Consider the following 15,009-nt stretch of genomic DNA (forward strand, 5'->3'; position numbering starts at 1 on the left):
AATAATCGGCTTCAATCCATCACCTTGCTGCTGCCCTGGGTGATCAGGCGGGCCGCGCGCTGGTCGCGGGCGTGAATCCATAGCCAGCTCAGGGCGACACTGAGCCGATTGCGCAGGCCGATCAGAAAATAGATGTGGGCGAGCCCCCAGATCCACCATGCCAGGGCCCCGCGCAGCTTGATCCAGCCGAAATCGATCACCGCGAGCCGCTTGCCGATCTGGGCGAGACTGCCGGCGTGATGGTAGCGGAACGGCCGCAGCGTGCGGCCGGCAAGCCGCGCCTTGATCGCCTCCGCGACGTAGCGGCCTTGCTGCTTCGCGGCCGGCGCGATGCCGGGCACCGGCTGGCCGTTCCAGGCGGCGATCGTCACTGTGTCGCCGATGGCGAAGATCTCGGGGTGGCCCGGCACGGTGAGGTCCGGCGCGACCTGCAGACGGCCGGCGCGATCCGCCGGCGCGCCGAGCCATTCCGCCGCGCGCGAGGCGCGCACGCCGGCCGCCCAAATAAGGGTGCGCGTATCCAGCCGCTTGCCGCCATAGACGACGCTGTCCGCCGTGCATTCGGTCACCGCCTGGCCCAGCACGACCTCGACGCCGATGCGCTCGAGCGACGTCAGCGTGTAGGCCGAGAGGTCTTCCGGAAAGCCGCCGAGCACCCGCGGTCCCGCCTCGATCAGCACCACGCGGGCTTCGTGGGTATCGATGCTGCGGAAATCCGGCGGCAGCGTCGAGCGCGCCAACTCGGCGATGGTGCCGGCGAGTTCGACGCCGGTGGGCCCTGCGCCGATGATCACGAAGGTCATCCAGGCCGCGCGCCGGGCCGGATCGCGCTCGCGCTCGGCGCGCTCGAATGCGACGAGGATGCGCCGCCGCAAGGTCGTCGCGTCCTCGAGCGTCTTCAGGCCCGGTGCGAACGGCTCCCATTCGTCATGACCGAAATAGGCGTGGCGGGCGCCCGTCGCGAGCACCAGCGTGTCATAGGCGACGTCAGTGTCGTCTTCCAACAGCACGCGGCGGCCGGCCGCGTCGATGCCCTTGACGCTCGCGAACAGGGTGGTCACCTCCGGCCGGTTCCGCACCAGCGACCGGATCGGCCAGGCGATCTCGGAGGTCGCCAGCGAGGCCGTCGCCACCTGGTAGAGCAGCGGCTGGAACAGATGGTGGTTGCGGCGGTCGATCAGCGTGATGCGGACGGGCGCGCCGGCCAGCCGGTACGTCGTTTCGAGGCCGCCAAAACCGGCGCCGACGATGACCACGTGATGCGGATTCTGGGCCTGACCCGTCATGAAGCTGGTTCTCGCTGCTGCGCCCCGGCTTCAATTCAACACGCCAAGCCTGGGTTGCTTCAAGCCCGTCTTGGCTATGGTGCGATAGCGCCCGACTATCGGGCCGGCGTGATCAGTAGAGGCCGCGGCCGGCGTCGCCGCCGGTGATGCGCGCGAGCCGCGCCTCGGTGGCCGGGACCCGGCTACCGCGGCCCGACGTCGGTGGCGTGCGGGTCATGGAGGGGCCGCCGGACGATGCGTCGTCGGCGCCGCTCGGGAAGAACAGCAGCGCAATGCTGAGGCCGAGATTGATCAGCGCGCCGACCCATGTGCCGTGGTGTGATCCCGGCAACGCATAGTCTGGAAACCGGCCGGCGACGACATAATCCAGCACCATGGCGGCGATCCAGCCCGGAATCACGCAGACCGGGTCCCAGCCGATGTCGCGGAAGCGCATCGCCTGCAGCATCACGTTCGCCCACAGGAACAGGGCGATCAGCACCACGATCGTCCCGCCCAGGACCAGGCCGGGCATTTTGGGAATTGCGGCCAGCGCAACGACCACCACGGTCGCAACGATCGCCGAGCCGACCCCGAGGCCGAGAGAGGCCAGGAAGTACTGCAACCGTCCGAGACGCGCATTGAAACCGAAGAAGAAGCCCAACATCCGCTGCTCCCGCATTCCGCGCCGCAACGGGCGGACCTGATCGACAGTCGTAGCAACGCGACATTTCCGGCCGCCTTCGCGGATGGCTAAAAGTTGAGACATCGCGCCGCAGCGGTCCCTCCGCTGCAAAGTTTATAGTTGCCAAAGCAACCAATATGTGGAACGTTCGAACCGTGAAGAAAAGAAGGCGCAGGAGGGCTTGCGCCTTGCACAGGGAATGGAAACGTCATGCGCTGCCTGCTCGCGGCAGGCGCGATCGCTTGCGTGCGCGCCGACAGGCGGCCAAGCTGCGGTGATCCGCTCCGGGACCGATCGATCCGAGACGGCTCAGCTCGCGCCGGTGACGGCGTCGAGATTGTCGTGAATGCGGCGGAGCAGCGCGATCAGCATCTCCTGCTCATTCTTGTCGAGACATGCCAGCAGTCGCCGCTCGCGCTCCAGTGCGGCGACAATGACCTTGTCATGGGTGGCGCGGCCCTTGGCCGTCAGCGATATCGAATGGCTGCGGCCGTCCTGCGGATCGTTGCGGATCGCGATCAGGCCGCGGTCCTTCATCAGCGCAAGGGTGCGGCTGACCGGACCCTTGTCGAAACCGATGACGCTGCAGATGCGCGACGCCGGAATGCCGGGTTCGATCGCCAGCAGCGACATGATCCGCCATTCGGTGACGTTGACACCGAAATTACGCTGATAGAACGCGGTCGCGCTGTTCGACAGTTTGTTGGCGATGAAGGTGATGAAGGCCGGCACATAGCGGTCGAGGTCGAGCGTGAGGCCGTGTTCCTCAGGCTCGCGCGGCGGCGCTTTGCGCGGCGTTCTGATTTTCTCGCTCATGACCCCCAACGTCCATGCATCGCCAGTCATAGGGATAGGAAAAGCCGCATGACAAGGCCAAACTTCGGGAGCAACGCATGAACCCACCAGGTCTTTCCGCAGGCGCGGCCGGCACGTCGCCGCCCGCGATTCCGCATCTCGGCATCGATCCGTTTGCGATCTCGTTCTTCGATGATCCCTATCCTGCGCACCAGCAGATGCGCGAGGCGGCCCCCGTGGTCTACCTCGATCGATGGAATGTCTATGGCGTCGCGCGCTATGCCGAGGTCTATGCGGTCCTGAACGATCCCTTGACCTTCTGCTCCAGCCGCGGCGTGGGCCTCAGCGACTTCGCCAAGGAGACGCCGTGGCGTCCGCCGAGCCTGATCCTGGAGGCGGATCCGCCGGCGCATACGCGCACGCGCGCGGTGCTGAGCAAGGTGTTGTCGCCGGCGGTCATGAAGCGGCTGCGCGACGGCTTCATGGCCGCGGCCGAGGCCAAGGTTGACGAACTCGTGGCCCGCGGCTCGTTCGACGCCATTCCCGATCTCGCCGAAGCCTATCCGCTGTCGGTGTTCCCCGATGCGCTCGGCCTCCAGCCGGAGGGCCGCGAGCATCTCATTCCCTATGCCAGCCTGGTGTTCAACGCGTTCGGGCCGCCGAACGAGTTGCGCCAGCAGGCGATCGAGCGCTCGGCGCCGCATCAGGCCTATGTCACCGCGCAGTGCCAGCGCGACAATCTCACGCCGGGCGGCTTCGGCGCCTGCATCCACGCCTTCAGCGACAGCGGCGAGATCACGCCGGCCGAGGCGCCGCTGCTGGTGCGTTCGCTGCTCTCAGCCGGCCTCGACACGACCGTCTACGGCATCGGCGCCGCGGTCTATTGCCTCGCCCGTTTTCCCGATCAATGGGCGCGATTACGTGCCGACCCGGCGCTGGCCCGCAACGCGTTCGAGGAGGCGGTGCGCTTCGAAAGTCCGGTGCAGACCTTCTTCCGCACCACGACGCGCGATGTCGAACTCGGCGGTGTCGTGATCCCCGAAGGGGAGAAGGTGCTGATGTTCCTGGGCGCGGCCAACCGCGACCCGCGCCGCTGGGAGCGGCCGGACAGCTATGACATCACCCGAAAGGTCTCCGGCCATGTCGGCTTCGGCTCCGGCATCCACATGTGCGTCGGCCAACTCGTCGCGCGCCTCGAAGGCGAGGCGGTGCTGACCGCGCTCGCCCGCAAAGTCGGCGCGATCACGATGAGCGACGAGCCGAAGCGCCGCTACAACAACACGCTGCGCGGGCTGGAGAGCCTGCCGGTCACCTTCACTCCAGCCTGAGCTGTCCCATGACCACGATCACCTTCATTCATCCCGACAACCGCAGCGAGACGGTCGAAGCCGAGGACGGCGCCACCGTCATGCTGGCTGCGCTCACCCATGGCGTCGACGGCATCGTCGCCGAATGCGGCGGCAACGCCGTCTGCGCCACCTGCCACGTCTATGTCGACGACGCCTGGACCTCGAAACTCGAGCCGGTCTCCGACGACGAGGATGCGCTGCTCGACGGCACCGCGGCCGAGCGCCGGCCGAACAGCCGGCTGTCCTGCCAGATCAAGGTGCAGCCGGCGCTCGCCGGGCTCGTTGTCCGCATTCCGGACCGGCAGAGCTGATTTCTTTCGGCACCGACAACAATGAAAACAAGCAAGAGGGGAAGGAACATCATGACGCAATTCAAGACGTGTGCGCTCGCGCTGGTCGCATCGTTCGGCGTGGCGGCAGCATCCGCCGGCGAGATCTCGGACAATGTCGTGCGCGTCGGTGTGCTCAACGACATCTCCGGCATCTTCCAGGACACGAACGGCATGGGCTCGGTCGAGGCCGCGCGCATGGCGGCCGAGGATTTCAACGGTGGCGGCAAGGGTATCAAGGTCGAGATCGTCTATGCCGATCACCAGAACAAGGCCGATGTCGGCTCGGCGATCGTCCGCAAATGGCTCGATGTCGACAAGGTCGATGCTGTCGTCGACGTGCCCAACTCAGCCGTGGGGCTCACCGTCAACGAGCTCCTGCGCAACAGCCGCATGACCTTCCTGGCTTCTTCCACCGCGAGCTCCGATCTCACCGGCAAGGCCTGCTCGCCGAATACGATCCAGTGGGTCAACGATGCCTGGGCGACCGGCAACACCACGGCGGCCGCGATGATGGGGCGCGGTGGCAAGGACTGGTATTTCATCACGGTCAACTACGCGCTCGGCCAGGGCATCGAGGCGGAAGCCACCAGCTACATCGAGAAGCATGGCGGCAAAGTGCTGGGCTCGGCCAAGCATCCGCTCGGCACCACAGACTTCGCCTCGTTCCTGCTGCAGGCGCAGGGCTCGAAGGCCAAGGTGATCGGGCTCGCCAATGCCGGCGGCGACACCATCAACGCGGTCAAGCAGGCGTCCGAGTTCGGCATCCAGCAGGGCGGCCAGTCGCTGGTCGCCTTCCTGCTGTTCATCAACGACATCCATGGCATGGGCCTGAAGGCGGCGCAGGGCCTGCAGCTGCTCGAAGCCTTCTACTGGGACATGGATGACGACACCCGCGCCTTCGCCAAGCGCTTCGCGGCGCGTCCCGGCATGAACGGCAAGATGCCGAGCGGCAACCAGGCCGGCGTCTACGCCTCCACGCTCGCTTATCTCAACGCCGTCGCGGCGACCGGCAGCGATGATGCCAAGGACGTCGTACCTCAGATGAAGACGGTGAAGGGCAAGGACAGATTGTTCGGTGACGTGACCATCCGCGCCGACGGCCGCGTCGTGCATCCGATGTACCTGTTCGAGGTCAAAAAGCCCGAGGAGTCGAAATATCCCTACGACTACTATCGGCTGGTCTCGACGATCCCGGCCGACCAGGCGTTTCGGCCGATCGCGGACGGTGGGTGCGCGCTGGTGAAGTAGAGCGGTTCGTCTTCACCCCGTCGGAAGAGCACATGACATCTGAAACTGCTGATCAGTTGCTCCGTCATGCCCGGGCGTGTCCCGGGCATCCACGTCGTGCGGCGGTCCTCGAAAGACGTGGATGGCCCGGACACGCCCGGCCATGACGGCTCCTGGGCGTGATCTCGCCCCTCCTGGGCTTTTGCCTCTGCGGCCGACTGTACTGTGCTGCAGTATCCTTAACAGGCACTATAGTTCTTGCCTTTGCCCGTTTCCGGGAATTATGGTGCATGGATCGAGGGTGCGCGAAACGACGATCGTGCTATGAAGCGCTGCGACGAAACGTCGCCGCTTGTCGCTCTGCCGCGTGCCAGTGACGTAACAACGATAAGAACGACGTGATGAGGGGAGGGAAGATCATGAAGACGAGCTTCTGGCTGGCAGGTGCCGCGGCGCTGCTGTTTTCGAGCACGGCCTTTGCCGGCGACACCATCAAGATCGGCTTCGTCTCGACGTTCAGCGGTCCCACGGCGGTGATCGGCAACGACATGCGCAATTCGTTCGAGCTCGCGCTCGACCATCTCGGCCGCAAGATGAACGGCAAGCCGGTCGAGGTGATCTACGAGGACGACCAGCAGAAGCCCGACGTCGGCAAGCAGAAGACCGAGAAACTGGTGCAGTCCGACAAGGTCGACTTCATCGTCGGCTACATCTGGTCGAACGTGCTGCTGGCCTCGCTCAAGACGGCCGTGGATTCCCAGACCTTCCTGATCTCGGCCAATGCTGGGCCGTCGCAGCTCGCCGGCGAATTGTGCTCGCCTTACGTGTTCTCGACCTCCTGGCAGAACGACCAGACGCCCGCCGCGATGGGCCTCTATATGAACCAGAAGGGCGTCAAGTCGGTGTTTTTGATCGGCCCGAATTATGCGGCTGGCAAGGACATGCTGGCCGGCCTGAAGAGCACCTTCAAGGGCCAGATCGTCGGTGAGGAATATACGGTGTGGCCGAGCCAGCTCGACTTCTCGGCCGAGCTGTCGAAGGCGCGTGCCTCGGGCGCAGAATCCATCTTCGTATTCTATCCTGGCGCGGCCGGCGTGCAGTTCCTCAATCAATACGTGCAGGCTGGCCTGAAGGAAAAGATGCCGCTCTATACGGCGTTCACCGTCGACGAATTGTCGCTGCCGCTGCAGAAGGACAATGCGATCGGCGTGCCCGGCGCCCAGGAATGGGTCAACGACCTGCCGAACGAGCAGAACAAGACCTTCGTCGCCGACTATCGCAAGAAGTACACCGGCCTGCGCCCGACCTATTACGGCGCCCAGGCCTATGATGCCGCGCAATTGATCAACAGCGCGGTGGTTGCGGTCAAGGGCGATACGTCCAAGAAGGACGCTATGAAGGCCGAGATGGAGAAGGCCAACTTCAAGTCGCTGCGCGGCGCGTTCAAGTTCGGCAACAACCACATCCCGATCCAGAGCTTCTACCTGCAGGACGTTGTCAAGGACGCCGATGGCCAGCTGTCCCTGAAGACGGTCGCCACCATCGTCGAGAACGACCAGGACCGTTTCCACGACAAGTGCCCGATGAAATAAGCAGAAGAACTCCCGGCCGGAGCGTGAACCGGCCTGGAATTTGCTTGAAGCTTAAAACATCTCCGTTCTAAGATCCGGACGGGCATGGCGGCAGCTCCTGACACGGTTCTGCCGCCGTCTTTTTGAGCGTGAAGTGAGGGGCATGCTTCTCGTCGTCGAACAATTCCTGAACGGGCTGCAGTTCGGACTGCTGCTGTTTCTGCTGGCTGCCGGCCTGACGCTGGTGTTCGGCATCATGGATCTTGTCAACCTCGCCCATGGCTCGCTCTACATGATGGGCGCCTATTTCGCGGCGACCTTCGTGGCCTGGACCGGCAGTTTCGTGCTTGGCGCCGTGATGGCGCTCGGTGCCACGCTTCTGCTCGGCATCGTGCTCGAATTCACGGCACTCCGGCATCTTTATGGGCGCGACCATCTCGACCACGTGTTGGCGACCTTCGGCCTGATCCTGTTCTTCAACGAGGCGGTTCGGCTGATCTGGGGGCCTGCGGGACTGGCGCTGCCGCTGCCGTCGTGGCTTGCGTTCCCGGTCACGATCATGCCTGGCATTCAATATCCTGCCTATCGGCTGGCGATCATCGTCGTGGCGCTGCTGGTGGCACTGCTGCTGTATCTCGGCGTGATGCGGACGCGGATCGGCATGCTGATCCGCGCCGGCGCCTCCAACCGCGAGATGATCGGCGCGCTCGGCATCAACATCAAGCTGCTCTACACCCTGGTGTTCGGGCTCGGCGCCGCGCTCGCCGGCCTCGCCGGGCTGATGCAGGCGCCGATCCTCACCGTGCAGATCGGCATGGGTGAGAACATCCTGATCCTCGCTTTCGTCGTGATCGTGATCGGCGGCATCGGCTCGATCCGCGGCGCCTTCATCGCGGCGATCATGATCGGCCTCATCGACACCATGGGCCGCGCCTTCCTGCCCAATTTGCTGCGCCAGGTGCTGAACTCGGCCGCGGCCTCCACTGCGGCGCCGGCAATGTCGTCGATGCTGATCTATCTCCTGATGGCGATCGTGCTGGTGGCGCGGCCTGAAGGTCTGTTCCCGGCCAACCGCAGATGAAATCCCAGCTCAACGTCTCGACCCTCGTGGCGGTCCTCGTCGTGGCCGGCCTCGTGCTGCTGCCGGTCTATTCGAACCTCACCGGCAACATCTTCATCCTCACGCTGTTCACCCGCATCGTGATCCTGGCCTTGGCGGCCGTCAGCCTGAACCTGATCATGGGCTATGGCGGCATGATGAGCTTTGGACATGCCGCCTATCTCGGCATCGGCGGCTACGCCGTCGGCATCCTGGCGCAGGAGGGCATCGGCTCCGGCTGGGCCCAGTTCGCGGTCGCGATCGCGGTTTCGGCGCTCTATGCGCTGGTGATCGGCGCGCTGTCTTTGCGCACCCGCGGCGTCTATTTCATCATGATCACGCTGGCCTTCGCGCAGATGGCCTATTACGTCGCCTCGGGCCTCGCCCGCTATGGCGGCGACGATGGCCTGACCGTCTACAAGCGCAGCGATTTCGGCGGCCTGATCAATCTCGGCAACCGTGTGCAGTTCTATTATCTCTGCCTGTTCTGCCTGCTCGCGGTCGTGGTGCTGATCTGGCGCATCGTCAATTCGCGCTTCGGCCTGGTGCTGCAGGGGCTGCGCTCCAATGAGCAGCGCATGCAGGCGATCGGCTTCCCGTCGAAGCGCTACAAGCTCGCCTGCTTCGTCATTGCCGGCATGCTGTGCGGACTGTCCGGCGCGCTGCTTGCCAACAACACCGATTTCGTCAGCCCCGCCGTGATGTACTGGACCCGCTCCGGCGATCTGATGGTGATGGTGATCCTGGGCGGCATGGGCACGCTGATGGGGCCGGTCGTCGGCTCCGTCGTGTTCCTGGTGCTGGAGGAGGTGCTGTCGCAGCTCACCGAATATTGGGCGCTGATCATGGGGCCGCTGCTGCTTTTGATCGTGCTGTTCGGCCGCGGCGGCATCATGGGCATGCTCGGGAGATTGAACCGTGGCTGAACCGCTGCTTCGCGTCGACAATCTCGTCCGCCGCTTCGGCGGCATCGTCGCCACCGATCACGTCTGCCTCGATGTGTCCAAGGGCGAGATCCACGCCATCATCGGCCCGAACGGCGCCGGCAAGACCACCTTGATCAGCCAGCTCACCGGCCATCTCGCGCCGCATGCGGGTCGCATCTTCTTAGGGGGCCGCGACATCTCGCATTTCCCGGCCTACAAGCGCAGCGCGCTGGGGCTCGCGCGCTCGTTCCAGATCACCTCGCTGCTGACCGACTTCACTGCGGCGGACAATGTCGCGCTGGCGGCGCAGGCCCATGACGGCCGGCACTCATTCCGGTTCTTTGCCAATGCGCGCAAGGAGAAGACGCTGCGCGATGCCGCGCGCGCCGCGCTCGAGCGCGTCGGCCTCGGCCACCGCGCCGACGTGCTCGTCTCCAAGCTGAGCCATGGCGAGCAGCGTGAGCTGGAGTTGGCGGTCGCGCTCGCGACCAAGCCGCAACTGCTGCTGCTCGACGAGCCGATGGCCGGCCTCGGGGTCACCGAGTCGCAGCGCATGGTGAAGCTGCTGAATGAGCTGCGCAAAGAGGTCTCGATCGTGCTGGTCGAGCACGACATGGAGGCGGTGTTCGCGCTGGCCGATCGTATCTCGGTGCTGGTCTATGGCCGGATCATCGCCTCGGGCAGACCGGATGAGATCCGGCAGAACGAAGAGGTCAAGCGCGCCTATCTCGGCGATCAGCACGTGGTGGTCGGCCATGGTTGATCAGGGAACAAGCGCCATGCTGCTTGAGGTCGACGGTATCGAGACCTGCTATGGCCTGAGCCAGGTCCTGTTCGGTCTGTCGCTGGCGATCCGTCCCGGCGAGATGGTCTCGCTGATGGGCCGTAACGGCATGGGCAAGACCACCACGATCCGCTCGATCATGGGCCTGACCCAGGCCCGCGCCGGAGTGATCCGTTTCAGCGGCCAGGAAACGCGCAAGCTGCCGTCCTACCGGATCGCCCAACTCGGCATCGGCCTCGTGCCGGAGGGGCGGCAGATCTTCCCGAACCTCACGGTCACCGAAAATCTCGTGGCGGCCTCCACCAACCGGCTCGGCGCCGCCGATCCGTGGACGCTCGACAAGATCCACGCGCTGTTTCCGCGGCTCGCCGAGCGCGGCAGCAACATGGGCAACCAGCTCTCCGGCGGCGAGCAGCAGATGCTGGCGATCGGCCGTGCGCTGATGACCAATCCGAAGCTGCTGATCCTCGACGAGGCGACCGAGGGCCTGGCGCCGCTGATCCGCGAGGAGATCTGGAACTGCCTGTCGCTGCTCAAATCGCGCGGGCAGTCGATCCTGGTGATCGACAAGAACGTCGAGCATCTCACCCGCATCTGCGACCGCCACTACATTATCGAGCGGGGCCGTACCGTCTGGCACGGCACATCTGAACAGCTGATGGCCGAGCCCGAGCTGCAACACCGCTATCTCGGGATTTGATAGTCACTCTCTGCGGCAGGCGTGGTCTGCACCTCCCCGACTTGCGGGGGAGGGCGGCCCGCATAAAAAGTCAGAGTTCTGTACCTGTCTGTCTCCACGTCGTTCGGCATCCTGTGCACGGCGTGGAGGCCCGGGACGAGCCGGGGCATGACGGAGCAACTCACTGCCAGCTTGCTCGTCGTCGAATCCGGCAGCCAAGCTGACATGCGCCGTTTTTTCGCATTGAGATGCGCCCCGACCGCGCCTATGCTCTCAAGGTAGTAGTTTGTTTTGCCTTTTATCAAAGGTCGAGCAAATGCGTGCGCATCCGATCGACATCCAGGCGCAGAACAAGCCGGTATCCGGCCGGCGCGGCTTCTGGTCGAACCACCCCGACATCGAGACACTGCTCTGTCTTGCCTTCATGCTGATCGTCGGCGTGATCGTGAAGCTCACACCGCCCTGAGCGGCGCGTCAGCGCGCGAATGGAATGTACTTCTGATACTCCTTCGGCACCCGGCTGCGGTAGCGCGAGGGCACGGTACCGCTGCGCAGTGAGTCCTCCACCTCCTTGCGCGTGCTGGTCTTGGTGCGCTTCTGCTTCGGCGCAGTCGCCTCCTTGGCCGGCTTGGCGTCACCCGTCTTGTCGGCCGAGGCGGCCGGTGCGGGCGTTGCGTCCGGGGCGGGGCTTGCGGCGGGCGCGGGCTGGACCGGGGCAGGTTGGGCCGGCGCATCGGCGGCAGGCGCGTTCTGCGCGACGGCGGCTCCGGCGGAGAGACTCAAAGCCAGAACCGATGCAAGTGCGACCCGGGACAACCTGATCATGTCGACGAAACCCCAAAAAGCGTGTCGGTTGATGCTGGTCTGATGAGGTCGCCTGCGTGCGCCGTCGGGTTCATGCCCGGCACATGACTCACGCCGGCCGATGGTCCCATCGCCCAACTTCAATTCGTGCTGCCAATTTCTTGGGCACAGCGTGCGATTGCTCGTGTTGAATCGCAAGCATTTTTCTCTGGCACGGGGATTGCTGATCTCATGTTCAGAGTTGGCAGCTAGGGTTCCGGTTCTCTCGATGAGAACGCTGGTCCGAGAGCAGCCGCCAGGGGAGAGCCCTGGTGCACGGCGGGATAAAAACCCGGGAGACCTCAGTGGCCGCGCTTGGCAGGCTCGAGGTTGTCTTTGCCAGTCCGCAGGTCACAAAACCGATGAGGGACTGGACATGTTCAAAGCACGAAATCTGTTTGTTGCCCTGCTCGCGGCATCGACCCTGGCGACCGCATCGCTGTCGCCGGCCTTCGCTGAGAAGAAGAAGGAATTCAACATCGCATGGACGATCTATGTCGGCTGGATGCCGTGGCCCTATGCCGCGGAATCCGGGATCGTCAAGAAATGGGCCGATAAATACGGCATCTCGATCAAGGTCACCCAGATCAACGACTACGTCGAATCGATCAACCAGTACACCGCCGGCAAGTTCGACGGCGTGACCGTCACCAACATGGATGCGCTGACGATTCCGGCTGCCGGCGGCGTCGACACGTCGGCCATCATCATGGGTGACTATTCCAACGGCAATGACGGCGTGGTGCTGAAGAAGGGCAAGACCCTGGCAGATATCAAGGGCCAGAAGGTCAACCTCGTCGAGCTCTCGGTGTCGCATTATCTGCTGGCGCGCGGCCTGGAGACCGTGAAGCTCTCGGAAAAGAGCATCAAGACGGTCAACACGTCCGACGCCGATATTGTCGCGGCGGCGAAGTCGCCGGACACGACCGCGGTCGTCACCTGGAACCCGCAGCTGCTCGAAGTGAAGGCCGAGCCCGGCGCAACGCTGGTGTTCGACTCCAGCAAGATCCCGGGCGAGATCGAGGATCTCCTGGTCGTGAACAGCGCCACGCTCAAGGACAATCCGGAGCTCGGCAAGGCGTTGGTCGGCATCTGGTACGAGACCATCGCGCTGATGAAAGACCAGAGTGAGAAGGGCAGGGCCGCGCGCGAGGCGATGGCCAAGCTGTCGGGCACCGATCTCGCGGGCTTCGAGACCCAGCTCAAGACCACGTTCATGTATTACGAGCCGAAGGACGCGCTTGCTTTCATGACCGGGCCGGAGCTGCCGAAGATCATGGATCACGTCCGCACCTTCTGCTTCGACCACAATCTGCTCGGCGAGAACGTGAAGTCGAAGGATGCGGTCGGCATCTCCACGCCGTCGAAGGCGCTGGGTTCGACGACCAACGTGAAGCTGCGCTTCGATCCGACCTACATGAAGATGGCCGCCGACGGGAAGCTCTGATCCATCCATCGTCGTGCCAACAGCATCTCCCTTCATCCTGAGGAGCTTGCGTAGCAAGCGTCTCGAAGGATGAGGCCCCGACCGGGCCTCATGGTTCGAGACGGCGCTCACCCATCTCCTCACCATGAGGGGGCGGATCGTAGCCCGGATGAGCGGAAGCCGAAGCCTGGAGGGCGAAGGCGGACGCGATATCCGGGGTCTCACGAGGCGTCGCGTGTGAACCCGGATGTCGCTTCGCTCATCCGGGCTACGCGGGCTCCTCACCATGAGGGGCCGGCACCGAGACCGGTGCTGCACGTTGACCATGAACACGCTGTCGGCGTGCTCATGGAGAGGGTGAGCTCCAAGGTCGGCGCTGCACATGGACCATGACCATCGCGCCATGGAGAGGATTGAGGGAGCTTCGCAATGCCGCGTGCCATGAACGTCGTTCCGAACCGGGGCAGCCGGCTGTTGCTGGCGTTCCTGCCGTTCCTGCTGATCGCCCTGATCTACGTGGTCGGCTCGGCACAGCGGCGCGCGGATAATCCCGACGACAAGCTGCTGCCGCCGGTCTCGGAGATGGTCGCGACGTCGAAGCGGCTCGCCACCGAGCCGGATCGCCGCTCCGGCGACTACGTGCTGTGGTCGGACACCGCGGCGAGTCTGCAGCGCCTCGCCCTCGGGCTCGGCATCTCCGCGGTGATTGGTCTCGTGCTCGGGCTTGCGATCGGGTTGCTGCCGATCGCCGGCGCCGGCTTCGGCACATTGGTCGCGGTGCTGTCGATGATCCCGCCGATGGCGGTGCTGCCGGTGCTGTTCATCGTGTTCGGCCTCGGTGAGCTCTCCAAGGTGGTGCTGATCATCATCGGCGTCACGCCGACGCTGGTCCGCGATCTTTCGTTGGAAGTGCAGAACATGCCGCGCGAGCAGTTGATCAAGGCGCAGACGCTGGGCGCCTCGACCTGGCAGGTCGCGATCCGCGTGGTGCTGCCGCAGATCATGCCACGGCTGATCCAGGGCCTGCGCCTGATGATCGGGCCGGCCTTCCTGTTCCTGATCTCGGCGGAGGCCATCGCCTCCGATGTCGGGCTCGGCTATCGCATCTTTCTCGTTCGGCGCTATCTGTCGATGGACGTGATCCTGCCTTACGTCGTCTGGATCACCTTGCTCGCCTACATCTTCGACTACGCGCTGATCTGGTTCGGCCAGCGCGCCTTTCCCTGGGCGTATGCGGGAGCGAGCCGCTGATGAGCACGCTGTCCTTCCGCAACGTCTGGGTCGAGTACGGCAACCAGGTCGTGCTCGAGCGCATCAATCTCGAGATCACCTCCGGCACCTTCCTGTCGATCGTCGGTCCGTCCGGCGCGGGAAAGAGCACGTTCCTGCGGCTGATCCTCGGCCAGGAGCGGCCGAGCCAGGGCGCCGTGCTGCTCGACGGCGAGCCGTTTCCGGCCGAGCCGGGGCCCGACCGCGGCATCGTGTTCCAGCGCTATTCGGTGTTCCCGCATCTGACCGTGCTCGGCAATGTGCTGCTCGGCTATGAGCTCGCGGCGCGCCCGTTCACGGCGCGGCTGTTCGGCACCGCGCGCAAGCAGGCGGTGGAGAGGAGCCGCGCGCTGATCGACGCCGTTGGTCTCGGCGCTCACTGCGACAAATATCCGAGCGCGCTGTCCGGCGGCATGCAGCAGCGGCTGGCGATCGCGCAGGCGCTGGCGAAGCAGCCGCGCGTGCTGTTGCTCGACGAGCCCTTCGGCGCGCTCGATCCCGGCACCCGCGCGCAGATGCATGCGCTGATCAAGCCGCTGTGGCGCGAGCACAAGATGACCATCGTGATGGTCACCCACGACATCAAGGAGGCGTTCGGCCTGGCGACGCGGCTGATCGCGCTCGACCGTCCCCGCAAGGATCCGCAGGCGCCCGAACGGTTCGGCGCCCGCATCACCTACGATCTCGATCTCACCCGCGAGAGTCCTGTGCCCGTGCTCGGCTTCATCCGTGCCAGCGCGCAGGCGGCGCAATAGTCAG

General features: G+C 64.7%; 16 protein-coding genes and 1 riboswitch. Of the genes, 12 read left to right on the top strand and 4 right to left on the bottom strand.

The window, feature by feature from the left end; genetic code table 11:
- Positions 1-11: 11 nt before the first annotated feature.
- The 3 genes from HL671_RS00620 to HL671_RS00630 form a co-directional block, all read right to left on the bottom strand.
- On the bottom strand, positions 12-1,286 hold the full coding sequence (locus HL671_RS00620) for an NAD(P)/FAD-dependent oxidoreductase (RefSeq protein ID WP_012041042.1): 1,275 nt from the start codon (positions 1,284-1,286) through the stop codon (positions 12-14).
- A 112-nt stretch (positions 1,287-1,398) separates the two neighbouring features.
- Positions 1,399-1,932, bottom strand: coding sequence for a DUF805 domain-containing protein (locus HL671_RS00625; RefSeq protein ID WP_041751208.1), 534 nt, complete (start codon positions 1,930-1,932; stop codon positions 1,399-1,401).
- A gap of 327 nt (positions 1,933-2,259) precedes the next feature.
- On the bottom strand, positions 2,260-2,766 hold the full coding sequence (locus HL671_RS00630; RefSeq protein WP_172235320.1) for a MarR family winged helix-turn-helix transcriptional regulator: 507 nt from the start codon (positions 2,764-2,766) through the stop codon (positions 2,260-2,262).
- A gap of 77 nt (positions 2,767-2,843) precedes the next feature.
- Here HL671_RS00630 and HL671_RS00635 point away from each other — a divergent pair, with 77 nt between their 5' ends.
- From HL671_RS00635 to HL671_RS00675, 9 genes are all read left to right on the top strand, one after another.
- On the top strand, positions 2,844-4,073 hold the full coding sequence (locus HL671_RS00635; protein WP_012041045.1) for a cytochrome P450: 1,230 nt from the start codon (positions 2,844-2,846) through the stop codon (positions 4,071-4,073).
- A gap of 8 nt (positions 4,074-4,081) precedes the next feature.
- Complete coding sequence (locus tag HL671_RS00640) at positions 4,082-4,405, top strand: 2Fe-2S iron-sulfur cluster-binding protein (protein ID WP_012041046.1); 324 nt, start codon at positions 4,082-4,084, stop codon at positions 4,403-4,405.
- Positions 4,406-4,456: 51 nt separating this feature from the next.
- Positions 4,457-5,674: an ABC transporter substrate-binding protein gene (locus HL671_RS00645; RefSeq protein ID WP_012041047.1), complete on the top strand. Its 1,218-nt coding sequence runs from the start codon at positions 4,457-4,459 to the stop codon at positions 5,672-5,674.
- A gap of 398 nt (positions 5,675-6,072) precedes the next feature.
- Positions 6,073-7,245, top strand: coding sequence for an ABC transporter substrate-binding protein (locus HL671_RS00650; protein ID WP_012041048.1), 1,173 nt, complete (start codon positions 6,073-6,075; stop codon positions 7,243-7,245).
- A 142-nt stretch (positions 7,246-7,387) separates the two neighbouring features.
- Positions 7,388-8,305: a branched-chain amino acid ABC transporter permease gene (locus HL671_RS00655; protein ID WP_012041049.1), complete on the top strand. Its 918-nt coding sequence runs from the start codon at positions 7,388-7,390 to the stop codon at positions 8,303-8,305.
- Complete coding sequence (locus HL671_RS00660) at positions 8,302-9,249, top strand: branched-chain amino acid ABC transporter permease (RefSeq protein WP_012041050.1); 948 nt, start codon at positions 8,302-8,304, stop codon at positions 9,247-9,249. Before HL671_RS00655 ends, HL671_RS00660 begins: the two co-directional genes overlap by 4 nt.
- Entirely contained in the window at positions 9,242-10,012 is a 771-nt protein-coding gene (locus HL671_RS00665) for an ABC transporter ATP-binding protein (protein ID WP_012041051.1), read from the top strand. Before HL671_RS00660 ends, HL671_RS00665 begins: the two co-directional genes overlap by 8 nt.
- A 16-nt stretch (positions 10,013-10,028) precedes the next feature.
- Positions 10,029-10,733 (top strand): ABC transporter ATP-binding protein, encoded by a 705-nt coding sequence (locus HL671_RS00670; protein ID WP_012041052.1) that lies wholly within the window; start codon positions 10,029-10,031, stop codon positions 10,731-10,733.
- Positions 10,734-11,028: 295 nt separating this feature from the next.
- The gene (locus HL671_RS00675) at positions 11,029-11,178 is read left to right on the top strand and encodes a hypothetical protein (RefSeq protein WP_012041053.1); all 150 of its coding nucleotides are present in this window, start codon (positions 11,029-11,031) and stop codon (positions 11,176-11,178) included.
- 8 nt (positions 11,179-11,186) lie between these two features.
- Here the strand turns inward: HL671_RS00675 and HL671_RS00680 are convergent, their stop codons facing one another.
- Positions 11,187-11,537: a hypothetical protein gene (locus HL671_RS00680; RefSeq protein ID WP_012041054.1), complete on the bottom strand. Its 351-nt coding sequence runs from the start codon at positions 11,535-11,537 to the stop codon at positions 11,187-11,189.
- 216 nt (positions 11,538-11,753) lie between these two features.
- Positions 11,754-11,856: riboswitch (guanidine-I (ykkC/yxkD leader) on the top strand.
- Between the two features lie 75 nt (positions 11,857-11,931).
- Between HL671_RS00680 and HL671_RS00685 the strand changes: the two genes are divergently transcribed.
- The 3 genes from HL671_RS00685 to HL671_RS00695 all read left to right on the top strand — a co-directional run bounded on the left by HL671_RS00685 (position 11,932) and on the right by HL671_RS00695 (position 15,005).
- The gene (locus HL671_RS00685) at positions 11,932-13,002 is read left to right on the top strand and encodes a putative urea ABC transporter substrate-binding protein (protein WP_172235321.1); all 1,071 of its coding nucleotides are present in this window, start codon (positions 11,932-11,934) and stop codon (positions 13,000-13,002) included.
- Between the two features lie 408 nt (positions 13,003-13,410).
- A complete protein-coding gene (locus tag HL671_RS00690) occupies positions 13,411-14,232 on the top strand; it encodes an ABC transporter permease (RefSeq protein ID WP_012041057.1) in 822 nt (273 codons plus the stop codon).
- Entirely contained in the window at positions 14,232-15,005 is a 774-nt protein-coding gene (locus HL671_RS00695) for an ABC transporter ATP-binding protein (RefSeq protein WP_172235322.1), read from the top strand. Before HL671_RS00690 ends, HL671_RS00695 begins: the two co-directional genes overlap by 1 nt.
- Positions 15,006-15,009 lie beyond the last annotated feature (4 nt).

This window comes from Bradyrhizobium denitrificans (assembly GCF_013179005.1).
Taxonomy (GTDB): Bacteria; Pseudomonadota; Alphaproteobacteria; order Rhizobiales; family Xanthobacteraceae; genus Bradyrhizobium; species Bradyrhizobium denitrificans.